Consider the following 20,134-nt stretch of genomic DNA (forward strand, 5'->3'; position numbering starts at 1 on the left):
CCGGTGGCGGTGCTCCTGGTGCGCTGTCAGCGGACGGCGGGGCGCAGGCCCGTACCCTGGCCGGTCGTGACCCGTCGGATCGCCGTGCTCAGTGTGGGTGCCGTGCTGCTGCTGCTGTTCGGCGTGCTCGGGACGACCGTGCCCGTGCCCTACGTGGCACAGGTTCCGGGACCGACCTACAACACCCTCGGGGACATCGAGGGGGAGCCGATCATCGTCGTCGAGGGCCGGGACCGGAACGAGACCGAGGGCAACCTCAACCTCACGACCGTCGGCGTGAGCCGCGGCGGCCTGAGCCTGGTCCAGGCGGTGCGCGGCTGGTTCGACGACGAGGTCGCGATCGTCCCCGAGGAGGCCGTGTACCCGCCCGACCGCAGCGAGGAGGAGACCCGCCGGGTCAACCGCGAGGCGTTCATCACCTCGGAGCAGGCGGCCGAGAGCGTGGCGCTCGGCGAGCTCGGCTACCCCCAGAAGGTCGTCGTCCGCGACGTGCCCGGGGACTCGCCGTCCGAGGGGCGGCTCGAGGAGGGGGACGCCCTGGAGTCCGTGGACGGCCGGGCGGTGCCCGACGCGAAGGTGCTCGGCGACGTCCTGACCGGCATCCCGGCCGGAACCGAGGTCGAGGTCTCCTACACCCGCCTCGGCCGGCCGGGGACGACGACGGTCACCACGCGCGCGGCCGACGAGCGCGAGGGCTCGCTCCTCGGGGTCTCGGTGCTCGACCAGCCCGCCGCGCCCTTCGACATCGACATCCAGGTGGCCGACGTCGGCGGACCGTCCGCGGGGCTGATGCTCACCCTCGGGATCCTCGACCTGGTCGGCGACGAGGACCTCACCGGCGGCAAGGTGGTGGCCGGGACCGGGACCATCACCCTCGACGGCGCGGTCGGCCCGATCGGCGGCATCCCCCTGAAGATGGTCGCCGCCCGCGACATCGGCGCCGAGCTGTTCCTCGTCCCTGCCGACAACTGCGCGGAGGCGGCCGCGGCGCCCGACGCCGGCGTCCCGATGGCCCGCGTGGCCACGCTCGACGACGCCCTCGAGGCCCTCGCCGACCTGCGCGCCGGACGGACGCCCGAGAGCTGCTGAGGCCCCCTCGGCCTTCCTTGCGCCTCGCGCGCGGGCCGGGCGGCACGACGTCGTCCCGGTGGGGGAAGCTGGGCCCCGGCCGCAGGGGCCGCCGGCCCCGGCGACCCGCCGGGAACCACGCGCCGTTCGGTGCGTTGTCCAGGGAGGCCGGGGGAGCACCCCGCGGTGCACCACCGGACCCTCGCGGTCGATCGTCGCGTGGCCTCGTCGCCACGCCTGCAACTGAAGGAGACCGCTGTGGCCATGCGGCCCCCCGTGCCGGTGCCGACGCTGTCGCGGCGAGCGAAGCTGGTCATCGGCGCCATCGCCGTCCTGCTGGTGCTCTTCACCGTCGTGGGCACCCTCACCAACGTCTACGTCGACTACCTCTGGTTCGACGAGACCGGGTTCACCGAGGTCTTCTGGACCGAGCTGCAGACGCGGGCGATGTTGTTCGCCGTCGCCGGTGTCGCCACCGGCGGACTGACCGCGCTGGCCATGTACCTGGCCTACCGGTTCCGTCCCGCGTTCCGCCCCATGTCGCTGGAGCAGCAGAACCTCGAGCGGTACCGGCAGTCGCTGGAGCCGCGCCGCGGCCTGGTGCTCACCGCCATCGCGGTCGTCCTCGGCCTCTTCGCCGGCTTCACCGCCCAGGCGAGCTGGGAGACGTGGCTGTCGTTCCGCAACAGCACCGACTTCGGTCGCGTGGACCCGCAGTTCGGTGTGGACGTGTCGTTCTTCGTCTTCGACTACCCGTTCTACCGGCTGCTGCTGGGCTTCGGGTTCGCGATCGCCATCCTGGCGCTGATCGGCTCGCTGCTCACGCACTACGTCTTCGGTGGGCTGCGGCTGCAGACCCCGGGGCAGAAGCTGACCGCCGCGGCGCGGGTCCAGCTGTCGGTCCTCGTCGGCGTCTTCGTCGCGCTGAAGTCCGTCGCCTACTGGCTGGACCGGTACGGACTGGTCTACTCCAACCGCGGCGGCGAGTTCACCGGCGCCAGCTACACCGACGTCAACGCGCTGCTGGTCTCCAAGACCATCCTGGTCTGGGTCGCCGGCGTCTGCGCCGTCGCCTTCTTCGCCAACATCGTCGTCCGCAACTTCCTGCTGCCGGCGATGGCGCTCGTGCTGCTGCTCGTGACCAGCCTGGTGATCGGCGTCGCCTACCCGGCGATCGTCCAGCAGTTCGTGGTCAAGCCCAGCGCCAACGAGAAGGAGGCGCCGTACATCGATCGGGCGATCGAGTCGACCCGCGAGGCGTACGACCTGAGCGACATCGACTACGTCGAGTTCGCGCAGGAGACGACCGGCGACCAGGTCGACCCCGAGACCGCGCTGGCGCAGGTGCGCCAGGAGACCGAGACGATCCAGAACGCGCGCCTGCTGGACCCGAACGTCCTCTCGGACACGTTCACCGCGCGCCAGCAGATCCGCAACGTGTACGGCTTCCCCGAGAAGCTCGACATCGACCGGTACGAGCTGCCGGACCCGGAGACCGGCGAGATGGAGACCCGCGACTACGTCGTGGCCGTCCGGGAACTCAACAGCGCCGATCTGTCGGAGAACCAGGCCAGCTGGATCAACCGGCACACCGTCTACACGCACGGCAACGGGTTCGTGGCCGCGCCGGCCAACGAGGTCGTCTCGGTGCGCGAGGGCGGCGTTCCCGACTTCACCACCCGTGACCTGCCGACCCGCGGCAACATCGAGGTGGAGCAGAGCCGGGTCTACTACGGCGAGCTGATCCAGGACCAGGGCCAGGACGTCTACTCCGTCGTCGGCGCGACCGAGGGCAGCGCCCCCGGTGAGTTCGACCGCCCCGAGGGCAGCTCCGACGAGGGGCAGATCAAGAACACCTACGACGGCGAGGGCGGCGTCTCGATCGGCAGCTTCTTCCGGCAGCTGACGTTCGCGATCCACTACCGGGAGCGGAACTTCCTCCTCTCCAGCGCGGTCAACGACGCCTCGAAGGTGCTCTACGTCCGCGATCCCCGTGAGCGCGTGGAGAAGGCGGCGCCGTTCCTCGAGGTCGACGGCGACCCCTATCCGGCGGTCATCGACGGGCGGATCACCTGGATGCTCGACGGCTACACGACGTCGGACGCCTACCCCTACGCCGAGCAGCGTCAGCTCGGCGAGGCCGCGGCCGACGCGCTCACCGGCACGGGGACGACCGCGCTCCCGGACGAGACGTTCAACTACATCCGGAACTCGGTGAAGGCCACCGTCGACGCCTACGACGGCACGATCACGCTCTACGCCTGGGACGAGGAGGACCCGGTCCTCCGGACGTTCATGAAGGCCTTCCCGGGCGTCATCGAGCCGCGCAGCGACATGAGCGACGAGCTGATCAGCCACGTCCGCTACCCGGAGGACCTGTTCAAGGTCCAGCGGGACGTCCTCACCCGCTACCACGTCGACGACCCGCAGGACTTCTACAACAGCAACGACCGCTGGCAGGTGCCGGACGACCCGACCCGGGGCGGCCAGGCCGAGGCGCAGCCGCCGTACTACATCCTGGCCCAGCGCCCGGGCGAGAACGAGGCCACGTTCCAGCTGACCAGCGCGCTCAACGCGTTCAACCGGCAGAACCTGTCGTCGTTCATCTCCGCGTCCAGCGATCCGGAGACCTACGGGGAGCTGCAGGTCCTGCGATTGCCGGCCAACACCCCGTTCAAGGGGCCGCAGCAGGTCCAGCAGTCGTTCAACACCGACGACGACGTCGCGCGCGACCTGAACCTGTTCCGCAGCGCGGACTCCAAGCCGGTGTTCGGCAACCTGCTGACGCTGCCGATCGGGACCGACGGGCTGCTCTACGTCGAGCCGCTCTACGTCGAGGGCACCGGGGCGAACTCCTTCCCGCTGCTGCGGAAGGTCCTGGTGAACTACGGCGACCGGGTGGGCTACGCCGACACCCTCGGCGAGGCGCTGGACCAGGTGTTCGGCGACGGAGCCGGGGAGTCGGCCACCGACGGCGGAGGCGACGAGGACCCGGCGCCGACCACTCCGGCACCGCCCCCGCCGCCTGCTCCGGACGGCGGACCGGCCCCCGCGCCCGGTATAGATGCCGCGGTGTCGGAGCTGAACTCGGCTCTGGACCGGCTCGCCGACGCGCAGCGCTCCGGCGACTTCGCCGCCCAGGGGCAGGCGCTGGCCGACCTCCAGCGTGCGGTCGAGGCGTACCAGCAGGCGGGCGGCGGAGGCGGCTGATCCGGCCGGACCCGGTGACCCACCCCCGGGGGTGGGTCACCGGGTCCCGGCACCTGTTACAGTCGTTCTACCGACGCGGGGTGGAGCAGCTCGGTAGCTCGCTGGGCTCATAACCCAGAGGTCGCAGGTTCGAATCCTGTCCCCGCTACCACCACGAAGGCCCGGTCCCCTCAGGGACCGGGCCTTCGTCGTTCGACAGGTCCTGGCCGCGCCGATCAGGCGGGGCCGCGGGTCACACGGGGCTGAGGCGCTCGTCCTGGCTGCCCCAGGAGCGGTCGGCCGTCCAGTCCCGCGACCACGGGTCGGACTGGTCGGCGGTCTCGGTGCGGCGGTACGGCGTCGGCCGGGGCCGCGCAGAGGGAACCGGCTGCCCCGCCGTCCGGGCGACGAGCGGAACCGGCGGAGCCGGGGGAGCGGTGACGTGCGCCGGCTTGCTCGGGCGGACGCTGAGTCCGGTGAACTGGTTGTTCGGCCGCGTCCGGTCGTCGTCGTCCACGTCGGTCGCCTGAGCCTCGGCCACCGGGCGGGCGGGGGTCGCCGGATAGGACTCGCGCCGCGGCGGGTGCGCGGGGTCGGGGAGCCGGAGCTCGGAGAGGTCCTTCCACGTCGAGTGCCGCAGCCCGTCCACGGTGCACCTCACGCGGGCCGACACCCGGCCGTCGGGAGTGTGCCGCCAGCCGAGCAGCTCGCCGGAGTACCAGATCCCGATGTGGTGGATCTCCACCGGCTGGGGGTCCCCGACGAAGGCGCTCGTCGTCATGTCCCCAGCCACGAGCCGGACTGTAGGCGCGGGGGATCAGCCCACCGGGAAGGCGCGCACTTCTCCTGAGGCGGGTGTGACGGGGCTGCCACACGGTCCGCACGAGCACAGCACTGCCTCGTCGGTCACCGCAGGCGGCCGGAGAGCACCTCCGCCGCGAGGTCGGCGTCCGCCGTCGTGTTCGAGAGGTGGAAGGCCAGTCGCAGGCGCCCGGCCCGCATGCCGGCGACGATTCCGGCGGCGTCCAGCGACTCCTCCGTGCCGGGGGTGACCGCCACGCTCACGATCGCCGAGTTCCCCGGCGGCAGGCCGACCGCGGTCCGGAACCGGGTCGCCAGCCCGACGGTGTGGGCGTGCAGGGCGTCCCGGCTCACGGAGGCCAGCAGCTCGAGCGCCGGCGCCTGGCCCACCCAGGACAGCCAGGCGGGGGAGACGTCGAACCTCCGGGCGTCGGCGGCCAACCGGAGCGGCGATCCGTAGATGCTGGTCCACGGGTCCTCGCCGGCGTACCAGCCCGCGGAGTGCGGCACGAGGTCGTCCAGTGCGTCGGCCCGCACGGTGGCGAAGCAGGTCCCGCGGGGGCCGAGCAGCCACTTGTAGCCACCGCCGGTCGTGTAGGCGAAGCGGCCGGCGTCGACCGGCAGCCATCCGACGGCCTGCGTGGTGTCCAGCAGCACCCGGGCGCCGGTGGCCTCGGTCGCTGCCGTCAGGGCGTCGAGGTCCGCGAGCCGGCCGTCGGCCGACTGCACCGCGGAGACGGCGACGAGCGTCGTCGTCGGGCGCACCGCGTCGGGGAGGTCGTCCAGGGGTACCTCCCGGACCCGCACCCCACGGTCGGCCTGGGCGAGGAACGGGAACAGTACGCTGGTGAACTCCCCGGCTGCGGTGAGCACCTCGCTGCCGTCCGGGAGGGAGGCGGCGACCAGCCCGGCGAACGCGCTGACGGTGCTGCCGATCGCGACGTCCTCCGGCCGGACGCCGACCAGGGAGGCGTAGGCGGAGCGGGCGCTGCGCACGGCGACGTCGTACTCGGGGGCGTGCGCGCGACCGGCCTGCCAGGTGGTCAGCGCCGCCTGCACGGCCTCCACGGTGCGCCGGGGTGGGAGCCCGACGGCGGCGGTGTTCAGGTACGTCGTCTCCGGGGAGAACTCCGCCTGTGCGCGCAGCAGCGCCGGGTCTGCGGGGGTGTCGGGCACGGTGCTCCGCTCGGTCGGGTGGGGCCGGAGGACGGTCGCCGTCAGGGTGCTACAGTGGTTCTACCGACGCGGGGTGGAGCAGCTCGGTAGCTCGCTGGGCTCATAACCCAGAGGTCGCAGGTTCGAATCCTGTCCCCGCTACCACCACGAAGGCCCGGTCCCCTCCAGGGACCGGGCCTTCGTCGTTCCCGGGTCGGCCGGTCACACGTGCGTTCTGCAACCTTCCTGGTGCGGATGTGGCGTCGTGTGTTGTGGATCACCCCTCCTGGCTTCTAGCGTTCGGGCACATCCGATCGCAGGGGAGTGCCAGGTGTCCGTCGACGCAGCACCGCAGGGAACCGTTCCGCCGCCTCGGCGGGCCGGCGCCGAGGATCTCGGCATCGATCTCTCCGACCGCGACTTCTGGGTGTGCCCGCCGGCCGAGCGGCACGCCGTCTTCGACCGGCTGCGGCAGGAGCGCCCCTTCGCGTTCTTCGCCGAGCCCGAGATCCCGAACCTGCCGGTCGGCCCGGGGTACCACGCGATCACCCGGTACGCGGACCTGGAGGCGATCAGCTCCCAGCCGGCCGTCTTCTGCTCCGGCAGCGGAGCGGTGTCCATCCAGGACATCCCGGCCGATCTCAACGAGTTCTACGGCTCGCTGATCAGCATGGACGACCCCCGGCACGCCCGGATCCGCCGCATCGTGTCCAAGACCTTCACGCCGCGGATGCTCGAGCGGGTCATCGGCTCGGTGGAGCTCGTCGTCGACGACGTCCTGGCCGCGGCGCGCAGGAAGGCTGCCGACGGGGACGGCGCGATCGACGTCGTCGCGGACATCGCCGCCCCGATCCCGCTGCGGGTCATCTGCGACATGATGGGCGTGCCCGAGGAGGACCGGGCGATGGTCCTGGCGGCGTCCAACGTGATCCTCTCCGGCGGCGATCCGGAGCTGGTGGAGGACCAGGACGACCCGCTCACCGCGCTGCTCATGGCCGGCATCGAGCTCGGCGGCCTGATGGAGCGGCTGGCCGCGGACCGGGTGGCGGAGCCTCGCGACGACCTCACCACCGCGCTGGTCACGACCGAGGTGGACGGCGAGAAGCTCACCCACCAGGAGATCGGCTCGTTCTTCATCCTGCTGCTGGTCGCCGGCAACGAGACCACCCGCAACGCCATCTCCCAGGGGCTCCTCGTCCTGCAGGAGAACCCGGAGGAGCGCGCCCGCTGGGTCGCCGACCCCGGACTCACCCGGACCGCGATCGAGGAGATCGTGCGCTGGACCAGCCCGGTCACCTGGATGCGCCGGACGGCCACCCAGGACGGCGAGCTGAACGGCTACCGGTTCTCCGCCGGCGACAAGTTCCTGCTGTTCTACGCGGCGGCCAACCGCGACCCCGAGGTGTTCGCCGAGCCGCAGCGGTTCGACGTGTCGCGCGATCCCAACCCGCACGTCGGCTTCGGCTCCAAGGGCCCGCACTTCTGCCTCGGCGCGCACCTGGCCCGGCGGGAGCTCGCGGTGACCTTCCGCAAGATCTTCGAGCAGCTGCCGGACCTGGAGATCACCGGTCCGCCCTCGCGACTGCGCTCCTCGTTCGTCAACGGGCTCAAGCGGCTGCCCGCGCGGCTCGGAGGAGCCGCATGACGCGGATCGAGCTCGACGGCGAGCGGTGCGTGGGATCGGGGGCGTGCGAGCTGCTGGCGCCGGACTTCTTCGAGGTCGGGGACGACGGCGTCGTGGCGGTGCTGCGAGCGGAGCCGGTGGAGAGGGAGCTGCGCGACGTCGAGGAGGCGGTGCGCCAGTGCCCGACGCGTGCGCTGGCGCTGGTGCCGGAACAGTCCCCGGCTCCCGCCGGTTGACCCCGCACATGGAGCCCACCGTCATCGATGTCCCCGAGACCGACCGGTTCGAGATCCGCGACGGTGATCGCGTACTCGGACTCGCGGCCTACCAGCGCCGCGGCGACACCGTCGTCTTCACCCACACCGAGATCGACCCCGACGCCGGAGAGTCCGGGCTCGGCAGCCAGCTCGTGCGCGCCGCGCTGGACGAGGTCCGGGCGAAGGGCGGGCGCGTCGTCCCCAGCTGCTCGTTCGTCGCGGGCTGGATCGAGCGGCACCCCGACTACGCGGACCTGGTCGCCGACAAGGAGTGACCCGGGGACGACGAAGGGGCGCCGACGACCGTCGGCGCCCCTTCTCGCGTCTCAGAGGACCTGGTGGCCGTACATCTCGCCGAGCGGGTCGGCGATGAGCTCGATGCGGGCGCCGTCGGGGTCGCGGAAGTAGACCGAGACGCCGCTGTGCACCTCGTGCTCGATCCCGGCCTCGGTCAGCCGCTCGATCAGCTTCTCCCAGCGCACGGGGTCGACGCTGATCGCCATGTGGTGCAGCCCGCCGAGCACCTCGGCGTACGGGCCGACGTCCAGCCCCGGGAAGTCGAAGAAGGCCAGCAGGTTGTCGTTGCCGATGTCGAAGAAGAAGTGCGAGGAGCCCGGGTAATCGCGGTTCTCGATCAGCTCGGTGAGCGGGAAGCCCAGCACGTCCTGGTAGAAGCGCACCGTCTGCTCCACGTCGCTGCTGATGAGCGCGGTGTGGTGCAGGCCGCGGGCCGTGGAGGCGGGGCGCTCGCCGGCCGGGCGCAGGTGCGTCTCGCGGATGCGGGCGCGCGCGGTCTCGAGCGCGTCCAGGTCGCGGGTGCTTTCGGTGGTGCTCACGGTCGCGGGATCCTCCTGGGTCGGGACGTCTGTCCGGCGCAACCGTCGAGCGGGGGATCTGCTTCCCGCTGGGCTCAGGCCGTCAGTGCGGTGTCGTCCCGGGGCGGGGACAGATCGTCCACGAGGCGGTCCAGCGGCACGTCCAGCGCGGCGGCGAGCGCGGCCACGGTGAAGAACGCCGGGGTCGGGACACGGCCGGACTCGATCTTGCGCAGTGCCTCCAGGCTGACCCCCGAGGCGGCCGAGATCGCGGCGGGGCTGCGCGTCCCGCGGGCCTCGCGCAGCAGGGCTCCCAGGCGGCGGCCGCGTTCCCGCTCCTCGACCGTCAGCGGGGGGCGCACCATGGCCGTGATAGTAATACCGGGATAGCAATACCGGCATCACCGAGGAGGAACCGTGATCGAGCTCCGCACCCCCGGCGAGCTGGACGCGATGCGCGCCGCTGGGGCGGTGGTCGCCGACATGCACGCCGCTGTGAGGGCCGCGGCGGTGCCCGGCGTCCGGCTCACCCAGCTCGATTCCATCGCCCGTGACGTGCTCGCCGCCGCCGGCGCGACCTCGCCGTTCCTCGACTACGCGCCGCTGCCGACCACCCCGCCGTTCCCGGGCGTGCTGTGCCTCTCGGTCAACGACGTCGCCCTGCACGGCATCCCGACCCCCGACACGCTGCAGGACGGCGACCTGCTCAGCGTCGACGCCGGCGCGACTCTCGACGGCTGGGTCGGCGACGCCGCGATGACCTATCCGATCGGCACGCCCCGGCCCGAGGACCTCGAGCTCGTCGCGACCACCGAGCGGGCGCTGGCCGCCGGCATCGCGGCGGCGGTCGTCGGCAACCGGGTCGGTGACATCTCCGCCGCGATCGGCGCCGTGGGCCGGGCCGGCGGGTGCGGCATCAACACCGATCAGGGCGGCCACGGGGTCGGGCGGTCCATGCACGAGGCGCCGTCGGTGCCCAACGAGGGCCGCCCCGGCCGCGGGGTGCCGCTGCGGGCCGGCCTGGTCATCGCGATCGAGCCCTGGTTCCTGGCCGGCGGCTCCGACGACTACACCGTGGACGCCGACGGCTGGACGCTGCGCAGCGCCGACGGCAGCCGCGCCGCGCACGTCGAGCACACCGTCGCCGTGACCGAGGACGGACCGAGGATCCTCACCCTTCCGCGCTGACGGACGGCGCCTCCGGCCCGGTGGCGGGGCCGGAAACCGGGGGGCGAGGATGCGGGCATGACCTCTTCCGTCGGCACCCGCACCCTCGGCGACCTTCGCGTCTCCACCCTCGGCCTGGGCTGCATGGGCATGAGTCAGATGTACGGGGCCGCCGATCGCACGGAGTCGATCGCGACGATCCGCCGCGCGCTCGACCTCGGCGTCACCTTCCTCGACACCTCCGACGTCTACGGCGACGGGCACAACGAGGAGCTGGTCGGCGAGGCGATCGCCGGCCGCCGCGACGAGGTCCAGCTGGCCACGAAGTTCTCGTTGTCGCGCACCGACGGCGGCATGCGCATCGACGGCCGTCCGGAGAACGTGCGCGCGTGCGCCGAGGCGAGTCTGCGCCGGCTGGGCGTCGACGTCATCGACCTCTACTACCAGCACCGCGTCGACCCGAAGGTCCCGATCGAGGACACCGTCGGTGCGATGGCCGAGCTCGTCGCCCAGGGCAAGGTGCGGCACCTCGGGCTCTCGGAGGCGAGTGCTGCGTCGATCCGCCGTGCCGTGGCCGTGCACCCCATCGCGGCCCTGCAGAGCGAGTGGTCGCTGTGGACCCGCGACCTGGAAGGTGAGGTCCTGGGCGTGGCCCGCGAGCACGGGATCGGCATCGTGCCGTTCAGCCCGCTCGGCCGCGGTTTCCTCACCGGGGCGATCACCAGCCCGGCCGACTTCGACGAGGACGACTTCCGCCGCAACCACCCGCGGTTCCAGGGCGCGGCGTTCGAGGCCAACCTGCGTCTGGTCGACGCCGTGCGCACGCTGGCGGAGGAGAAGGGCTGCTCGGCCGGGCAGCTCGCGCTGGCCTGGGTGCTGGCGCAGGGCGACGACGTCGTCCCGATCCCGGGCACCAAGCGGCGCAGCTACCTGGAGGAGAACGGAGCGGCCGTCGAGGTCGAGCTCACCGCCGAGGACGTGCGGCGGCTCGACGAGATCGCCCCGACCACCGAGGGAAGCCGGTACCCGGACGCCGGCTACACCTACGGCGACAGCCCCGAGCGCGGCGCGTGAGCGAGCCGGCGGTCCGGGTGCCGCTGCGGAAGCGACGCTGGGCCCCGGCGGCGTTCACCGCAGTGCTGCTCGTCGTCGTCGTGGGCGCGATCGTGGTCACGGTGTTCGCCCAGGACCGCGCGTACTGGGGTCAGCCCGTCGTGCGCGGAACTGTCACCGGGGTGGTCGAGGACTGGACCGGGCCGGCGCCCGACGCGCGGGAGTCCAAGCGCGACCGGTGCTCCCACTCCCGGTACGACGTCGTGGATCCCGCCGGCCGCCAGGGCTACGTCGGCACCTGCGCGGGGCTGTTCGCCGTCGGCGACACGGTTCGGATCCAGTGGCACTCCGACGCCGGTGAACCGCTGGCCCGGACCGATGCCACCGAACCGGGCGACGTGGTTCCGATCCTGGTCGTCGTCCTCGTCGTGGGCGCCCTCAGCTTCGGTCTGGGGCCTGCTGGCCACGCGCCTGCGGTACCCGGCCCGGTGACCGCCGTCCTGCTGGGCGCGGACCTGGGCACCAGCGGACTGAAGGTGGTCGCCCTGGACGAGACCGGCGCCGTGGTCGCCGAGGCCGAGGCGGGGTACGACCACGACCGTCCGGCGCCCGATCGGGCCGAGATCGACGTCGCGGTCTGGCGCACTGCGTTCGACGCGGCCCTCGGCGCTCTGGACCTGCGCGGGGCGCAGGTGCGGGGCCTCGGGTTGTCCGGGCAGATGCACGGCGCCGTCCTCGTCGACCCCACGGGCCGGGCGCTGCGCCCGGCGATCCTGTGGCCGGACTCCCGGGCGACGGCGGAGCTGGCCCGCTGGCGGTCGATGCCTGCCGCCGACCGCGCGGCGCTGGCCAACCCGCTGGTGCCCGGGATGACCGGTCCGATGCTGGCCTGGCTCACCGTCCACGAGCCGGAGCTGGTCGAGGGCGCCGCCGCCGTGCTGCTGCCCAAGGACGCGTTCCGGACGGCGCTGGTTCCGGGCAGCGCGCTGGTCACCGACCGCAGCGACGCCTCGGCCACGCTGCTGTGGGACGTCGTCGCCGACGACTGGTCCGCCGCCGTCCCGGTGCCGCCGCGGCTCCTCCCTGCGGTGCGGCCCTCGGCCGAGGTGGTCGGGACGGCGTCCCTCCCGGGAGGCGAGGTGCCGGTCGTCGTGGGCGCGGCGGACACCCCGCTGGCACTGCTGGCCGCGGGAACCCGCTCCGGGCTGCAGGTGAACCTGGGTACCGGGGCGCAGGTGCTGCGTCCGGGATGGACGCCGGCGCCCGCGGAGGACCCGGTCGTGCACGGCTATGCCGACGCCGACGGGAGCTGGTACGCGATGGCCGCACTGCGCAACGGCGGCTCGGCCTGGGCCTGGGTGTGCGACGTGCTGGGGTTCTCCTGGCCGGAGTTCTTCGCGGCCGCCGCGTCGGTTCCGGACGCCGGGGGAGCGGTGTTCCGGCCCTTCCTGACCGGTGAGCGCGGCGGGGTCGCCGGCCCGGAGGACCGCGCGGGCTGGGACGGTCTGGGCGCGGGGACGACGAGGGCGCACCTCGCGCGGGCCGCCGTCGACGGGGTGGTCCGGGCCGTCGCCGACGCAGCGGCGCTGCTCGGCGTTGCCGACGGTGCACCGGTGGTGCTCACCGGCGGTGGCGGGCGGTCGGCGCTGGTCCAGCAGCTTCTCGCCGACGCCCTGGGCCGCCCGGTCCGGCACCGGCCGCTGCGCAGCGCCTCGGCGATCGGGGCGGCGCTGCTCGCCGCCTCCGCCGTCGGCCTCGAGGTCGCGCCCCACCGGGCGCCCGGGCCGCTGGTGGAGCCCCGCCGCTGACCCCGCTGCTGGGCGCCCACGCATGGAACCGGGCCGCGCCGGGCACCGTTCAACGAATGCGCGAGGCCGACCACGGCCCCGGCGAGCAGGGAAGGCGGGCCCACCATGGCGTCGCTGTTCAACAAGGTCGTCCAGCTGGCGAACAACCCCAAGACGAAGCAGGCGATCCAGCAGGCCACGGTCAAGGCGCAGGACCTGGCCAAGGACCCGAAGACGCGCGCGAAGATCGACGACGTGCGCCGGCGCATCCAGGGTGGCGGACGCGGCACCGGAGCCGGCCCCACCCGCTGACCGACCGAGGCCGGCCCGCTGCTGTCAGACGGCGGTGGGCCGGGGTCGCAGCAGGTCCAGCGCGGCGTCGTGCAGCTTGCCGTTGCTGGCCAGCGCACTGCCACCGGCCGGACCGGGGACGCCGGTGACGTCGGTGAACCGGCCGCCGGCCTCCCGCACGATCACGTCGAGGGCGGCCAGGTCCCACAGCGAGACCTCGGGCTCGCAGGCGACGTCCACCGCGCCCTCGGCGAGCAGCACGTAGCTCCAGAAGTCGCCGTAGGCGCGGGTCCGCCACACCGAGCGGGTGAGGTCGAGGAAGCCGCCCAGCAGGTTGCGCTCCTCCCACCCCGAGAGGCTGGAGTAGCTCAGGCTCGCGTCACCGAGCTCGCCGACCTCGGAGACGCGGCAGCGGGTGGCCGACTCGAGGCGGCGTCCGGTCCAGGCGCCGACGTCCTTGGCTGCCCACCAGCGCCGGTTCAGGGCCGGCGCGGAGACGAGTCCGACGACCGGCTCGTCGCCGTCGACCAGCGCGATCAGCGTCGCCCACACAGGCACGCCGCGGACGAAGTTCTTCGTGCCGTCGATCGGGTCGAGGATCCACTTGCGGGAGCCGTGGCCGGTCGTCCCGAACTCCTCGCCCATCACCGCGTCGCGGGTGCGGGCCCGGCTGAGGGTGATCCGCAGCTGCTCCTCGACGGCGCGGTCGGCGTCGGTGACCGGCGTGAGGTCGGGCTTCGTGTCGACCGTCAGGTCCTGGGCCTTGAAGCGGTCCATGCTGATCGAGTCGGCCTGGTCGGCCAGCACGTGTGCCAGCCGCATGTCCTCTGAAAAGCCCCGCCCCGACGTCATGGGCACCCAACCTAGCGGTGTGCGGTCCCAACCCGCCGCAGGCGGGCGCGGCGATACGGTCGCGGGTGTGGACGCAGCGACGATCGCGGGGCTGCTCGCGGACCCCGCGCGACTGAAGGTGGTGGCGGCGCTGGCGCTCGGCGCGGGCACGATCGAGGAGGTGGCGGAGGCGTCCGGGCTCGGGCTCAAGGACGTCGCGCTGGCCGCTCGCCGGCTGGGGCGCGCCGGGCTGGTGCACCGCGACGGGCACGCGCTGTCGCTGCGCACCGAGAGCTTCGGCGCCGCCGCCCGGGCCGCGGCGGAGTCGGCCCCGCCGCCCGCGCCGCTGTCCGACGACCCGGCGCAGGACGCCGTCCTCACGGCGTTCGTGCGCGACGGTCGGCTGACGTCGATCCCGGTGCAGCGGAGCAAGCGACTCGTGGTGCTCGACCACCTGGTGCGGGTCTTCGAGCCGGGCGTGCGCTATCCGGAGCGCGAGGTGAACGCGCTGCTCGCCGTCTGGCACCCCGACGTCGCGGCGCTGCGCCGGTACCTGGTCGACGAGCAGTTCCTCACGCGCGAGGCTGGCGTCTACTGGCGCAGCGGCGGCTACGTCGAGGTATGAAGAGGGGGACCCCCGTGCCCACGCCTGATGACTTCGCCGCCCTCGCCCGGTCCTCGCCGTGGCGCTGGACGACGCTGCGCTTCACCGTCGGCTGGCCCCACGACCCGTGGAAGACCGGCGAGGTCCGGGCGTGGCTGCGCCGGCCCGATGTCTGCCGTGTGGAGTCGCTGGACGGTGCCCTGCTGCAGGTGGTCCGTGAGCCGGGGAGGACCGCCGCACCGGTGCCTGGGCTGCGACCTGACGGACTGGTCGCGGAGCGGCGCCGGTCGTGGGACCACGACCTCGACGACCCGATGTATCTGAACTACCACTGGGTGGCGATGCTCGATCCGGTGGAACTCGCCGACGGTCGGGATCCAGACACCGACGTGCTGGTGCCCGCGCTGGCGCTGGACTCCCTCGTGGAGGTCGAGCACGGCGGGCGGCCCGCCTGGGAGGCCGTGGTCCGGCCGACCGACGCCTACGAACCGCGCTGCGGCTGCTGCCCGCTGCTGCGTACGCGGACCATCGACCTGGACGAGTACCGCGACCACCCGGAACACCTGCTCGCGGTCTATCCCGAGGCGTTCCGGGTGCGGCTCGACGTGCAGACCGGGGTCTGCGTCTCCACCGCGGCGATCGGCGGCGAGATCTCCGGCCGCGGCCACGACCTGCAGATCGAGGCCGTAGACGAGCCCCTGGCCGACGACGTGTTCGTCGAGCCGCGCCGACGGTGGTGACGTGCTGGAACGGCCCCGTCCGGAGGCTCGACCCGAGCGTGCGAGGGGTGAGGGGGACGGGGTCCTTTCGCTCAGTAGCCGGGGCCGACCTGGCCGACGGCGGCGAGCAGCACCCGCAGCGCGATGAGCTGGTCACGCCGCTGCTGCGGGCCCGCCGCGGCCCACGTGTCCAGCGCGCAGTCGGGGTCCTCGGCGGTGTGGCCGCACAGGGGCGGGCAGTCGGCAGCGACCTCGGCCATCTCGTCGAACGCGGAGAGGACGTCGCCGGCACTCACGTGCGCCAGCCCGAACGACCGGATGCCCGGGGTGTCGATGACGGTGCCGCCGCCGGGCAGGTCGAAGAGTACTGCCGACGACGACGTGTGCCGCCCCTTGCCGATCTTGCTCACGTCACCGGTGGCGCGGAGTGCGTCGGGAACGAGCCGGTTGACCAGCGTCGACTTGCCGACCCCGGACTGGCCGACGAACACGCTCATCCGGTCGCGGATGCGGCCGAGCAGGTCGTCCAGCGGGTGCTCGCGGGACATCGGCACGGCGTTCAGGTGCAGCCCCGAATAGCGGTCCAGCAGCGGCTGGGCGGAGGCCAGATCGGTCTTCGTCAGGCAGAGCAGGGGTTCCAGCCCACCGGCGTAGGCGGCCACCAGGCAGCGGTCCAGGAAGCCCAGCGCCGGATCGGGATCGGTGACCGAGGTGACGATCACCAGCAGGTCGGCGTTCGCGACGACGACCCGCTCGGTGGGGTCGGTGTCGTCGGCAGTACGGCGCAGTGACGTCGTCCGCTCCTGGATGGTCACGATCCGGGCCAGGCTGTCGGTGCGTCCGCTGGTGTCGCCCACCACCCGCACCCGGTCACCGACGACGACGCCGTGCTTGCCGAGCTCCCGGGCGCGCATGGTGGTGACGTCCACCGGCCCCTCGGGTCCCTCGACCCGTACCTGCATCCTGCCGCGGTCGACGGCGATGACGAGCCCCGGGACGGCGTCGTCGTGCGTGGGGCGGGTCCGCGTGCGCGGGCGGGAGCCCCGCCGGCCGGGGCGGACGCGGACGTCGTCCTCGTCCATCCGCCGGGCGTCGCGCTGGTGCCCGCTCAGCGGGCTGCTCCGATCGGCTCGCCGAGCAACCCGGCCCACCGCTCGCGGAAGTCCGGCAGCGTCTTGGTGACCGCGCCGGGGTCGGCCACCGTCACGCCGTCGATCGCCAGGCCGAGGACGGCGGCGGCCATGACCATGCGGTGGTCGGCGTAGGAATCCAGTCGCGCCGGCCGTCCTGGCCCTGGCTCGATCTCCAGGCCGTCGGGCAGCTGCCGCACGCGGGCGCCCACGGCGGTGAGCACCTCGTCGAGGGCCTGCAGTCGGTCGGTCTCGTGCCCGCGCAGGTGCGCGACGCCGGTCAGCCGGGAGGGGCCTTCGGCGAGCGCGCACAGCGCGGCCAGCACCGGCGTCAGCTCGCCGACCTCGCTCAGGTCGGCGACCAGCGGGCGGACGACGCCGGTGCCCGTGACGCGCAGGTCGCCGTCGGGGGTCCGCTCGACCGAGGCACCCATCTCGGACAGCAGGCGGTCGAGCTGCGCGCCCGGCTGGGTGGTGACCTCCGGCCAGTCCCGCACCGTCACCTGCCCGCCCGTGGCCAGCGCGGCGGCGAGGAAGGGAGCCGCGTTGGAGAGGTCGGGCTCGACGACGCGGTCCAGCGCCGCGATCGGGCCGGGGACGACGCGCCACCCGCGCTCGGTCGCGGTGACCTGCACGCCGTGCTCGCGCAGCGTCGTCACGGTCATCTCGACGTGCGGCATCGACGGGACGCCGCCGGCCAGCGACAGGTCGATGCCCTCGTCGAAGCGGGCGGCGGCCAGCAGCAGCCCGGAGACGATCTGCGAGGACTCGCTCGCGTCCACGGTCACCGCACCTCCACGCACCCGGCCGGTGCCGCGCACGGTGAAGGGGGCTCGCCCACGGCCGTCGTCGTCCACCCCGACGCCGAGGTCGCGGAGCGCCGCGATCAGCCCGGCGTTGGGCCGCTCGTGCAGCCGGGGGTCGCCGTCGACGGTCACGTCGCCGTCGGCCAGGGCGGCGACCGGTGGCAGGAACCGCAGGATCGTCCCGGCCAGGCCGGCGTCGACGGTGGCCGGCCCGCGCAGCGGCGCGGGGGACACCACCCAGTCGGCGCCGTCCTCGTCGATCCGCACGCCGAGGGCCCGCAGGGCACCGGCCATGAGGTCGGTGTCCCGCGCCCGGAGCGGACGCACGAGCCGGCTCGGGCCGTCGGCGATCGCGGCGAGGATCAGCGCGCGTGCGGTGAGCGACTTGGAGCCCGGCAGACCGACGACGGCGTCGACGGGAGCCGGGTGGTGCGGCGCGGACCAGACATCAGGCACGGAGTCAGTCTGCCCGGTCGCGCGCCGCACCCGTTCAGCCCGCCTGCGGCTTGTCGGCCTTCTTCGCCGGCACCACGCGGGTGAGCCGGCGGTTGGCGAACTCGAACATCGCCATCTCGGAGAGCTCGCGGCCGTAGCCGGACCGCTTGATCCCGCCGAAGGGCAGCTCGGGGGAGGAGGCGGTGGGCTGGTTGATCCAGACCATGCCGGCCTCGATCCGCTCGGCCACCGCGCGACCGCGGTCGAGGTCGCTGCTCATGACCGTGGCGCCCAGGCCGTAGACGGTGTTGTTGGCCAGCTCGACGGCCTCGTCCTCGTCCTTGACCTTGTAGATCACCGCGGCGGGGCCGAAGAGCTCCTCGTGGTACGCCCGCATGTCCGGGGTGACGTCGGCGAGCAGGGTCGGCTCGACGAAGGCGCCGGGCAGGTCCGGCCGTCCGCCACCGGCGAGCACCGTGGCGCCCTTGTCGATCGCGTCCTGGATCTGCGCGTGCAGGTCCTTGGCGGCCTGCTCCGAGGACAGCGGCGCCAGCGACGTCGCCGGGTCGGTCGGGTCGCCGGGGGCGAAGGTGGCGAACGCCTGCTGCATGCCGGCCACGAAGGAGTCGTAGACGTTCTCCGGGACGATCATCCGCTTGGCGGCGATGCAGGCCTGGCCGGTGTTCTGCATCCGGCCGGTCGTCGCGGCCTTGACCGTCGCCGCCAGGTTGTCGGCGTCGAGGACGATGAACGGGTCGCTGCCGCCGAGCTCGAGCACCGACTTCTTGAGGTGCTTGCCGGCGAGCGCACCGACCGCGCTGCCCGCGCGCTCGCTGCCGGTCAGCGTGACGCCGGCGATGCGCGGGTCGGCGACGACCTGCTCGACGTCGTCGATCTTCAGGAACGTGTTGGTGAAGACGCCCTCGGGGGCCCCGGCGTCGGTGAAGAGCTTCTCGATGGCCTCGGCGCACTGCGGAACGATCTCGGCGTGCTTGAGGATCACGGTGTTGCCGAGCACCAGGTTCGGGCCGGCCACGCGGACCACCTGGTAGTAGGGGTAGTTCCACGGCTCGATGGCCAGCAGGGCACCGACCGGCTGGGTCTCGACGACGGCGTCACCGCCGCCGAACAGCGGCTGGATGGGCGTGGGCTGCAGGAAGGCCGGGCCGTTGTCCGCGTAGTACTTGAGGATCATCGAGCAGAGGAAGAGCTCGCCGACGGCCTCCTCGGTGCGCTTGCCCATCTCCTTGGTGGTGAGGGCGGCGAGGTCGTGGATGCGCTCGTCCATCAGCTCGGCGGCGCGGCGGACCACGGCGGCCCGGTCCTCGACGGAGCGCTGTCGCCACTCCTGGTAGGCGGCGTGCGCCCGCCCGATGATGCCGTCGACGGCCTCGGTCGGGGTGAAGTCGAACTCCTTCTCCGTCTCGCCGGTGAAGGGGTTCACCGTCGCGTACCGCCGCGCGGCGCTGTCGCTGGCGGTCTTCGGCTGGTCGGTGGCTGGGTTCTGCGTCACGGTCACGGTGGTGATCCTCGTCTCTCGGCGCCGGTTGCGACAGCGGGGGGTACGCGGAGGTTCCGAGGGCCGGCGCGGCGGCCGGTGTCGATGGGCCGACCTAGAGTGCGAACGGTCAGCCAGTGCCCCTGAGGAGGCGCCGATGTGCGGTCGTTACGCGGCCAGCCGCAAGCCCGAGGATCTCGCGCTCGAGTTCGAGGCGGTCCGGTCCGAGGGGCAGCCGGCGCTGGCCGCCGACTACAACGTGGCGCCGACCAAGGACGTCTACGTCGTGCGGCACGCCAAGGAGCGGGACGCCGAGGGGCTGCCCACCGGTGGTGGCCACCGCGAGCTGCGCGCGGTCCGCTGGGGCCTGGTGCCCTCGTGGGCCAAGGACGTCTCGGTCGGCAACCGGATGCTCAACGCCCGGGTCGAGTCGCTCACCGAGAAGCCGGCCTTCCGCAAGGCGGCGGCGTCGCGGCGGTGCCTGGTGCCGGCCGACGGCTGGTACGAGTGGGCCAAGCGCCTGGACTCACCCACGAAGCAGCCGTACTTCATCACCCCGGAGGACGGTTCGGTGCTCGCGATGGCCGGCCTCTGGGAGGTCTGGGGCAGGGGAGAGGACCGGCTCTACACCTGCACCGTCGTCACCGCCCCGGCGACCGGGGCGCTGACCGAGATCCACGACCGGATGCCGCTGGTGCTGCCGCCCGACCGCTGGGCCGACTGGCTCGATCCGGCTCGGGAGGACGTCACCGAGCTGGTCGAACCCACACCGCCCGAGGTCGTCGCCGCACTGGAGCTGCGGCCGGTCAGCACGGCGGTGAACAACGTGCGCGTCAACGGCCCGGAGCTCACCGCCCGCGCGGAGTCGGTCAGCGAACCGGCCGACCAGCCCGCGCTCTTCTGA

At 73.2% G+C, this 20,134-nt stretch carries 20 protein-coding genes and 2 tRNA genes; 14 read left to right on the forward strand and 8 right to left on the reverse strand.

Going from position 1 to position 20,134, the window contains the following annotated elements; all coding sequences use genetic code 11:
- Window positions 1–66 precede the first annotated feature (66 nt).
- From LBW97_RS15385 to LBW97_RS15395, 3 genes are all read left to right on the forward strand, one after another.
- The gene (locus tag LBW97_RS15385; RefSeq protein WP_224500237.1) at window positions 67–1,089 is read left to right on the forward strand and encodes a S16 family serine protease; all 1,023 of its coding nucleotides are present in this window, start codon (window positions 67–69) and stop codon (window positions 1,087–1,089) included.
- Window positions 1,090–1,332: 243 nt separating this feature from the next.
- On the forward strand, window positions 1,333–4,278 hold the full coding sequence (locus LBW97_RS15390; protein WP_224500507.1) for a UPF0182 family protein: 2,946 nt from the start codon (window positions 1,333–1,335) through the stop codon (window positions 4,276–4,278).
- Between the two features lie 74 nt (window positions 4,279–4,352).
- Window positions 4,353–4,429, forward strand: a tRNA-Met gene (locus LBW97_RS15395).
- Between the two features lie 81 nt (window positions 4,430–4,510).
- On the opposite strand, the gene LBW97_RS15400 is transcribed toward LBW97_RS15395, so the two are convergent.
- On the reverse strand, window positions 4,511–5,050 hold the full coding sequence (locus LBW97_RS15400) for a hypothetical protein (RefSeq protein ID WP_224500238.1): 540 nt from the start codon (window positions 5,048–5,050) through the stop codon (window positions 4,511–4,513).
- A 113-nt stretch (window positions 5,051–5,163) separates the two neighbouring features.
- Complete coding sequence (locus LBW97_RS15405; RefSeq protein WP_224500239.1) at window positions 5,164–6,234, reverse strand: aminotransferase class V-fold PLP-dependent enzyme; 1,071 nt, start codon at window positions 6,232–6,234, stop codon at window positions 5,164–5,166.
- Between the two features lie 67 nt (window positions 6,235–6,301).
- Here LBW97_RS15405 and LBW97_RS15410 point away from each other — a divergent pair.
- The 4 genes from LBW97_RS15410 to LBW97_RS15425 all read left to right on the forward strand — a co-directional run bounded on the left by LBW97_RS15410 (window position 6,302) and on the right by LBW97_RS15425 (window position 8,369).
- Window positions 6,302–6,378 (forward strand) — tRNA-Met (locus LBW97_RS15410).
- Between the two features lie 166 nt (window positions 6,379–6,544).
- On the forward strand, window positions 6,545–7,858 hold the full coding sequence (locus LBW97_RS15415; protein WP_224500240.1) for a cytochrome P450: 1,314 nt from the start codon (window positions 6,545–6,547) through the stop codon (window positions 7,856–7,858).
- The gene (locus LBW97_RS15420; protein ID WP_224500241.1) at window positions 7,855–8,073 is read left to right on the forward strand and encodes a ferredoxin; all 219 of its coding nucleotides are present in this window, start codon (window positions 7,855–7,857) and stop codon (window positions 8,071–8,073) included. Before LBW97_RS15415 ends, LBW97_RS15420 begins: the two co-directional genes overlap by 4 nt.
- Before the next feature lie 8 nt (window positions 8,074–8,081).
- Window positions 8,082–8,369, forward strand: a complete 288-nt coding sequence (locus tag LBW97_RS15425) for a GNAT family N-acetyltransferase (protein ID WP_224500242.1) — start codon at window positions 8,082–8,084, stop codon at window positions 8,367–8,369.
- 51 nt (window positions 8,370–8,420) lie between these two features.
- Here the strand turns inward: LBW97_RS15425 and LBW97_RS15430 are convergent, their stop codons facing one another.
- Both LBW97_RS15430 and LBW97_RS15435 read right to left on the reverse strand, forming a co-directional pair.
- Entirely contained in the window at window positions 8,421–8,930 is a 510-nt protein-coding gene (locus tag LBW97_RS15430) for a VOC family protein (protein WP_224500243.1), read from the reverse strand.
- Between the two features lie 74 nt (window positions 8,931–9,004).
- Entirely contained in the window at window positions 9,005–9,274 is a 270-nt protein-coding gene (locus LBW97_RS15435) for a helix-turn-helix domain-containing protein (protein WP_224500244.1), read from the reverse strand.
- A 52-nt stretch (window positions 9,275–9,326) separates the two neighbouring features.
- On the opposite strand from LBW97_RS15435, the gene map reads away from it, so the two are divergent.
- The 4 genes from map to LBW97_RS15455 all read left to right on the forward strand — a co-directional run bounded on the left by map (window position 9,327) and on the right by LBW97_RS15455 (window position 13,228).
- Window positions 9,327–10,097 carry a type I methionyl aminopeptidase gene (gene map, locus LBW97_RS15440; RefSeq protein ID WP_224500245.1) on the forward strand — a complete coding sequence of 257 codons (771 nt, stop codon included), beginning with the start codon at window positions 9,327–9,329 and terminating at the stop codon, window positions 10,095–10,097.
- A gap of 57 nt (window positions 10,098–10,154) precedes the next feature.
- Window positions 10,155–11,150 (forward strand): aldo/keto reductase, encoded by a 996-nt coding sequence (locus tag LBW97_RS15445; RefSeq protein ID WP_224500246.1) that lies wholly within the window; start codon window positions 10,155–10,157, stop codon window positions 11,148–11,150.
- The gene (locus tag LBW97_RS15450; protein ID WP_224500247.1) at window positions 11,147–12,937 is read left to right on the forward strand and encodes an FGGY family carbohydrate kinase; all 1,791 of its coding nucleotides are present in this window, start codon (window positions 11,147–11,149) and stop codon (window positions 12,935–12,937) included. The genes LBW97_RS15445 and LBW97_RS15450 overlap by 4 nt, the downstream gene beginning before the upstream one ends.
- 105 nt (window positions 12,938–13,042) lie before the next feature.
- Window positions 13,043–13,228: a hypothetical protein gene (locus tag LBW97_RS15455; protein ID WP_224500248.1), complete on the forward strand. Its 186-nt coding sequence runs from the start codon at window positions 13,043–13,045 to the stop codon at window positions 13,226–13,228.
- 24 nt (window positions 13,229–13,252) lie between these two features.
- On the opposite strand, the gene hisN is transcribed toward LBW97_RS15455, so the two are convergent.
- Window positions 13,253–14,029 carry a histidinol-phosphatase gene (gene hisN, locus LBW97_RS15460; RefSeq protein WP_374490079.1) on the reverse strand — a complete coding sequence of 259 codons (777 nt, stop codon included), beginning with the start codon at window positions 14,027–14,029 and terminating at the stop codon, window positions 13,253–13,255.
- 97 nt (window positions 14,030–14,126) lie between these two features.
- Here hisN and LBW97_RS15465 point away from each other — a divergent pair, with 97 nt between their 5' ends.
- Together LBW97_RS15465 and LBW97_RS15470 are read left to right on the forward strand one after the other, a co-directional pair.
- A complete protein-coding gene (locus LBW97_RS15465) occupies window positions 14,127–14,663 on the forward strand; it encodes a DUF2087 domain-containing protein (protein ID WP_224500250.1) in 537 nt (178 codons plus the stop codon).
- Between the two features lie 14 nt (window positions 14,664–14,677).
- Entirely contained in the window at window positions 14,678–15,382 is a 705-nt protein-coding gene (locus LBW97_RS15470) for a hypothetical protein (protein WP_224500251.1), read from the forward strand.
- Between the two features lie 71 nt (window positions 15,383–15,453).
- Here LBW97_RS15470 and rsgA read toward each other — a convergent pair whose 3' ends face one another.
- The 3 genes from rsgA to LBW97_RS15485 are packed head-to-tail and all read right to left on the reverse strand — an operon-like array spanning window position 15,454 to window position 19,251.
- Entirely contained in the window at window positions 15,454–16,443 is a 990-nt protein-coding gene (gene rsgA, locus LBW97_RS15475; RefSeq protein ID WP_224500252.1) for a ribosome small subunit-dependent GTPase A, read from the reverse strand.
- A 26-nt stretch (window positions 16,444–16,469) separates the two neighbouring features.
- Window positions 16,470–17,753, reverse strand: coding sequence for a 3-phosphoshikimate 1-carboxyvinyltransferase (gene aroA, locus LBW97_RS15480; protein WP_224500253.1), 1,284 nt, complete (start codon window positions 17,751–17,753; stop codon window positions 16,470–16,472).
- Window positions 17,754–17,787: 34 nt separating this feature from the next.
- Entirely contained in the window at window positions 17,788–19,251 is a 1,464-nt protein-coding gene (locus LBW97_RS15485; RefSeq protein ID WP_224500254.1) for an NAD-dependent succinate-semialdehyde dehydrogenase, read from the reverse strand.
- A 136-nt stretch (window positions 19,252–19,387) separates the two neighbouring features.
- Here LBW97_RS15485 and LBW97_RS15490 point away from each other — a divergent pair, with 136 nt between their 5' ends.
- The gene (locus tag LBW97_RS15490; RefSeq protein WP_224500255.1) at window positions 19,388–20,134 is read left to right on the forward strand and encodes an SOS response-associated peptidase; all 747 of its coding nucleotides are present in this window, start codon (window positions 19,388–19,390) and stop codon (window positions 20,132–20,134) included.

The organism is Blastococcus sp. LR1, from assembly GCF_020166105.1.
Classification (GTDB): Bacteria; Actinomycetota; Actinomycetes; order Mycobacteriales; family Geodermatophilaceae; genus Blastococcus.

What these genes read in the sequence shown, in the direction of transcription:
- LBW97_RS15420 (WP_224500241.1), top strand. Translation starts at nt 7,855, where the DNA reads ATGACGCGGATCGAGCTCGACGGCGAGCGGTGCGTGGGATCGGGGGCG.
- LBW97_RS15435 (WP_224500244.1), bottom strand. Translation starts at nt 9,274, where the DNA reads ATGGTGCGCCCCCCGCTGACGGTCGAGGAGCGGGAACGCGGCCGCCGC.
- rsgA (WP_224500252.1), bottom strand. Translation starts at nt 16,443, where the DNA reads ATGGACGAGGACGACGTCCGCGTCCGCCCCGGCCGGCGGGGCTCCCGC.
- LBW97_RS15490 (WP_224500255.1), top strand. Translation starts at nt 19,388, where the DNA reads ATGTGCGGTCGTTACGCGGCCAGCCGCAAGCCCGAGGATCTCGCGCTC.
- LBW97_RS15390 (WP_224500507.1), top strand. Translation starts at nt 1,333, where the DNA reads ATGCGGCCCCCCGTGCCGGTGCCGACGCTGTCGCGGCGAGCGAAGCTG.
- LBW97_RS15445 (WP_224500246.1), top strand. Translation starts at nt 10,155, where the DNA reads ATGACCTCTTCCGTCGGCACCCGCACCCTCGGCGACCTTCGCGTCTCC.
- LBW97_RS15455 (WP_224500248.1), top strand. Translation starts at nt 13,043, where the DNA reads ATGGCGTCGCTGTTCAACAAGGTCGTCCAGCTGGCGAACAACCCCAAG.
- LBW97_RS15425 (WP_224500242.1), top strand. Translation starts at nt 8,082, where the DNA reads ATGGAGCCCACCGTCATCGATGTCCCCGAGACCGACCGGTTCGAGATC.
- hisN (WP_374490079.1), bottom strand. Translation starts at nt 14,029, where the DNA reads ATGCGGCTGGCACACGTGCTGGCCGACCAGGCCGACTCGATCAGCATG.